At 59.9% G+C, this 4,860-nt stretch carries 3 protein-coding genes and 4 pseudogenes; 2 read left to right on the top strand and 5 right to left on the bottom strand.

Features of this window, described 5'->3' with window-relative positions; all coding sequences use genetic code 11:
* The 3 genes and pseudogenes from EN955_RS33720 to EN955_RS35795 all read right to left on the bottom strand — a co-directional run.
* Positions 1-796 (bottom strand): glutamate synthase subunit beta (locus tag EN955_RS33720; protein ID WP_164769958.1); only part of this gene is annotated, 796 nt, incomplete at its 3' end.
* Between the two features lie 41 nt (positions 797-837).
* Positions 838-1,001, bottom strand: a pseudogene (locus EN955_RS33715) (thioredoxin domain-containing protein); the annotation flags it as partial.
* Between the two features lie 275 nt (positions 1,002-1,276).
* A pseudogene (locus tag EN955_RS35795) lies at positions 1,277-1,462 on the bottom strand (pyridoxal-phosphate dependent enzyme); the annotation flags it as partial.
* Between EN955_RS35795 and EN955_RS33705 the strand changes: the two are divergent.
* A complete protein-coding gene (locus EN955_RS33705; protein WP_024504271.1) occupies positions 1,377-2,330 on the top strand; it encodes a TauD/TfdA family dioxygenase in 954 nt (317 codons plus the stop codon). The pseudogene EN955_RS35795 and the gene EN955_RS33705 sit on opposite strands and share 86 nt — an antisense overlap.
* Positions 2,331-2,924: 594 nt before the next feature.
* Here the strand turns inward: EN955_RS33705 and EN955_RS35015 are convergent.
* On the bottom strand, positions 2,925-3,194 hold the full coding sequence (locus EN955_RS35015; protein WP_024504272.1) for a hypothetical protein: 270 nt from the start codon (positions 3,192-3,194) through the stop codon (positions 2,925-2,927).
* Positions 3,195-4,187: 993 nt separating this feature from the next.
* On the opposite strand from EN955_RS35015, the pseudogene EN955_RS33695 reads away from it, so the two are divergent.
* A pseudogene (locus EN955_RS33695) lies at positions 4,188-4,334 on the top strand (multicopper oxidase domain-containing protein); the annotation flags it as partial.
* Positions 4,335-4,438: 104 nt separating this feature from the next.
* On the opposite strand, the pseudogene EN955_RS35790 reads toward EN955_RS33695, so the two are convergent.
* Positions 4,439-4,567 (bottom strand): annotated as a pseudogene (locus tag EN955_RS35790) (LysR family transcriptional regulator); the annotation flags it as partial.
* Positions 4,568-4,860 lie beyond the last annotated feature (293 nt).

Here is a 4,860-nt window from a genome sequence, read left to right as displayed (position 1 = left end):
GCTGCACCAGATAGGGCATCGCGTCATGCACGCCGCCGAGATCGTCGCCGGGAATGCCGGCCGCGCGCGGCGTTTCGGAACCGCCGCAATAAAGCACCGCGTCATGTTCGGCGAGCAGCTCGGCAACCGGCTTGTCGACGCCGACATTGACGCCGCAATGGAAGGTGACGCCCTCGCCCTGCATCTGCTCGATGCGCCGGTCGATATAGTGCTTCTCGATCTTGAAGTCGGGAATGCCGTAACGCATCAGCCCGCCGGGCCGGCTCTCGCGCTCATAGACATGGACGTCGTGGCCGGCGCGGCCGAGCTGCTGGGCAGCCGACATGCCGGCCGGGCCGGAGCCGATGACGGCGACGCGCTTGCCGGTCTTCTTCTCCGGCGGATAGGGCCTGATATGGCCGGTCTCGTAAGCCTTGTCGGCGATCGCCTGCTCGACCGTCTTGATGGCGACGGGAATGTCCTCGAGGTTCAGCGTGCAGGCTTCCTCGCAAGGTGCGGGGCAGATGCGGCCGGTGAATTCCGGGAAATTGTTGGTCGAATGCAGGTTGCGGATCGCATTGTCCCAGTCGCCATTGTAGACGAGGTCGTTCCAGTCCGGGATCTGGTTGTGGATGGGACAGCCCGTTGGCCCGTGGCAGAACGGAATGCCGCAATCCATGCAGCGCGCGGCCTGTTTCTCGACCTCCTTGTCCGACATCGGCAGCGTGAATTCACGGAAATGCCGGATGCGGTCGGAGGCCGGCTGGTACTTGTGCACCTGCCGGTCGATTTCGAGAAAGCCTGTTACCTTGCCCATAGTCCAGCTCCTGCTGTCCAGATGGCGCGCCTGGCGACGCCCTGCAGCTGGATCAGATGGGGCATCCCGTCCACACATGGGCCGCACCAAGTTGCCCAAAATTCGACTATGTACACTTGCCGGGCTCAAAGCTCGTGAGGGGCTCGCCATGCAGCCAGTTCTCGACTCTAATCGAAGGAGCCGGGGACTCCATCTGCAATACCACGTTGCGGTCCAAAGCTATTTCCAAAGGTTTCTGCACGAGCTGGTTTCCTCTCAGAGACGGCACACGGGTTCAGGGAGGAGCGCATCGCTCGTCTTGCCCCATTAAGTGCAGTCACAGTCACTCAGTCTCAAAAGCCATGCCAACGCGCTCAGCGCGCAGTTAGCGCCCATTGCTTCGAAAAACCTCGTCAGTGCCCAGATGTTGGTTGTAATGAACCTGACATTTGTCTGACGCTGTCAGCTTTTGGACACGCGATCACGCGCTTCGTGCCGCCAGGCCAGGCCGAGCCCTGTGTTGCCAGCGGTCGCTTCGATGATTGTACCGCCCGGCGCGAGCTGGCCACGCTGTTCGGCATTAACGATCATCGACAACGCAATGCGATCCTTGATCGATCCGCCGGGATTTTGGCTTTCGAGCTTGACGAAGAGAATTCCTGACTCCGACGTTGTACCGCTGACCAGCCGTGTTGGAGCTGAAATCAGAGGAGTTCGCCTTGGTGGAGACCTTTCGGACGCAGCGATAGCAGCCATCAACCAGCTTCTTCTAAAACACAAGGTGATCTTCTTCCGCGGCCAGGAGCATCTCGACGATGCGGAGCAGGAATTGTTCGCGCGGCGTCTGGGTAACCTTGTACCTCATCCCACGCAGGGGCCGGCAGCCGGCACGGCCTCAATCCTCAATCTCGATTCCGGCCGTGGCGGTGGCAGGGCAGACCAGTGGCATACCGATGTGACTTTCGTCGATGCCTATCCGAAATTCTCGGTCCTACGTGGCGTCGTCATTCCGGCGGCGGGGGGCGACACGATCTGGTCCAACACGCACGCCGCGTACGAGAATCTGCCGGCGCCGCTCAAAATATTGGCGGACAATCTGTGGGCTATTCATAGCAATGCCTACGACTACGCAGCCGTGCGCCCGCGCGCCACAGCCGAAGAGAAGAAGCACTTCGAGGAAGTTTTCACATCGACGATCTACGAGACCGAGCATCCGGTCGTGCGCGTCCATCCGGAAACCGGGGAGAAGTCGCTGCTGCTCGGCAATTTCGTGCAGCGCCTCGTCGGCCTTTCCAAGAGCGATTCCGCCAAACTCTACGAGGTGTTCCAGTCCTACGTCACTGCCCCGGAAAATACCGTGCGGTGGCGCTGGCAAGTAGGCGACGTCGCTATCTGGGACAACCGTGCTAACCAGCATTATGCGGTCAACGACTATGGCGACCAGCACCGGGTTGTGCGTCGCGCTACGGTTGACGGTGACGTTCCGATCGGCGTCGACGGTCGCCGCAGTATAACCCATGTCAAGGCAGCCAAGCCGGCGGCGAAGGCAGCCTGACCGTCTGAACAGGGTAAAGATGAAAACTTCGTATCGCCGCGGCCATATCGCGCTGCTTAACCGCCCCACAAAGCCTTATGATTTCCGAGAAGCAAGGCGAGTTGCGGGCTCGAGGCTTGGCCCGAAATCGAGGTCCTGCAGCGTGGCGCATGGCTCGAGTCGCTGCTCGTGGCCCCGCTGCAGCGGTACAGGTCCCCCACCGCCCCACCATCTCGCCCGCCCTGCACCTCGGATAGCGATCATTCACCGTTTGTTCATTATGATAGCGCACGATCATAACTGGACATGCTGGTAGCTCGTACATGCCTGAAGGCCCTGCGCGCCGACCCAGCGCCGGGGCCTTTTTACTTCCGCAAAATCGATTCCAGCAACGCGGGCACTTCGCAGGATGTCGGAATCCCGCGCTTGCGATGATACGCCGTACAGCGAATTGCGCGAGTCAAACGAATTTGGGTTTCTCAAATATAGAATCGTCGATACCGATCCTGATGGATCGAGCCTCGACGACGAAGTCAACCATCTTCAAACGGAATTATTCAACATTGCCGAGAGCTCCCGGTGTGCCGTCGAAGCCGACATTGGGGAGGTCAGCGGTCACCAACGATCATGGTGATCGCCAGCATCTTTCGTATTCACATAACCGTCGGCCTTGTACTTTCCCGAGGCCATGACATGAGTGGGTCTTCCAAGCACCGATTTGGCCCGGTAGGATTTGCAGGGGGCGCGGACAAGCGGATGAACAAACGGAATGATGCCGGAAAACTGCGCGCGCCTGCTGGGATTTAGCCGACCGTCGATAGGAACATAGCCCTGGTCGACGGCTTTCTGAAGGGCAAGAGTTTCGCCGACCTGGCTCAGGAACATGGCTTGTCGACAACGAGGGTGCGCCAAATCATCGAGAAGGCCGATCGGCTCGTGGGCGGCGCATTCAGACCAAGACTGAAACGTCCAACGCCTCGCCTCGGTCCGATTTCATGGTCGACTATCCCTATGTGTGCAAATGGCCGAGAAGCACCGGCTGGGTAGCGTCACGCCGCATCATTCTTTGCGGAGCTGGAGCGCGCGGGATCGCTGGAGCGGCTGGTGAAAGCGGTTGCCGGGGCGCACAACACGTGAGCTGGCGCCTCGTGTGGCAAAAGGAGAGGGCGAGAGCCCATGGCCTGCAATGAAGCGATCAAGCATTGCGATCGTGGAACCAAGCTAGTCGACCATCCGGACCGCGGCCTTCAATGCCAGCTCGCCTTGGAATCGGCCTTCCAGGAATTGGCTGAGCGCGCAGCGGAATCCGGCTGGACCGAGGAGATAGCCACGCGCTCCTCGAACTCGCCGGCGCGCGCCTCAGGAGCGACTCCGCCAATGACAGACTGAGAGGACGATTAATCGTGCCAGGGCAACGAGAGAGCGGCAGGTTCAAGAAGCTTCGCCTGAACCGATAGGAACGTCGCTGCGCCAATAAAATTGGCGGTGAAGGCTGACCGCGGCCGAGTCGGGCAAGCGAGCGAAGTGCTGAAATAAGGGCGTGAGAATCCAAGACATCGTTTGTAGAGAGCATCGAGCTTCGCGAGATTGTGGTACAGGATCGACCGCAGGTGTTCTCGCAGCGCTCGCAGAACCCGGGATTCTTCCGCGGCACCCGCCAAGGCGAAGAACGGTCAGAGTTGCACGATAACGTTTAAAAGCGAGCCTTCCTCCGAAAGTCTGCGCGCGCAGTTCCACGGTCCGATGCGCTTTCATAGCTATTCCAATCGCCGCGCCCATCCTCTCCCGGATCAGGTCCAGCGGGTCTGCAGTGCATGCGCCCCCAAAGTGGACGCCATTGGGCCGGGTGAACCGGGCTCGATTGCGCGCCGAAGGCCCGTTCCAGGCCCGGAAATCCGGGTCCGTCAGGGCGAGCGCGTGCGGGTCGAGGTAGAGAACGGCCTTGCCGAGAAAACGACCGTGCACTGGCATCGCGTGCGTGTGCCACATGCCATGGATGGCGTGCCTCACCTCACGCAGAAGCCCGCGAAAAGGCAACGGAAGATCTAGCATTTATGGGGGAAATGTTTTTTCGGAGTGCTTGACCCGCAGGAAGGGCAGGGCATGACTGCCTATCGCCCGACCCGGCCGGCCGCACTCATGACCGGCTGGGCTCGGTTAATCCTGCATGCCGCGCCCATGAGGTTGCGCTCTGTCGGGAGTGCGTCGAGCACAACGACGAGATGTAGTTCACGATCTTTGAAACGCGTGTCAACCATCCAAAGTGTGGATGCCTTTCATCGAAACAAACGATTTCATCAATGTTCTGGAATCCTGCATGGGCAGAACAGAAACCGCCCGAAAGGAGATTTTTCATGCGCTCTACCGGGCAGTGGAGTGCTGGGAAAGGGAGTTGCAACTGACCGGGTCCGACTTCTTCCGAGTCTATGGACAGACTGGGAGACGCGCACGGTGTAGCGGCTCACATCGTCATACTGCACCTACGCCACACACCGGCCGGACCTGATCCGGCTTTATGAGCATTGGGCTTTGTCAGTTGCCCAAGCGTGAT

The organism is Mesorhizobium sp. M7A.F.Ca.CA.001.04.2.1, assembly GCF_003998485.1.
GTDB classification, from domain to species: domain Bacteria; phylum Pseudomonadota; class Alphaproteobacteria; order Rhizobiales; family Rhizobiaceae; genus Mesorhizobium; species Mesorhizobium ciceri.
This window is presented reverse-complemented; position numbering and strand designations above follow the sequence as displayed.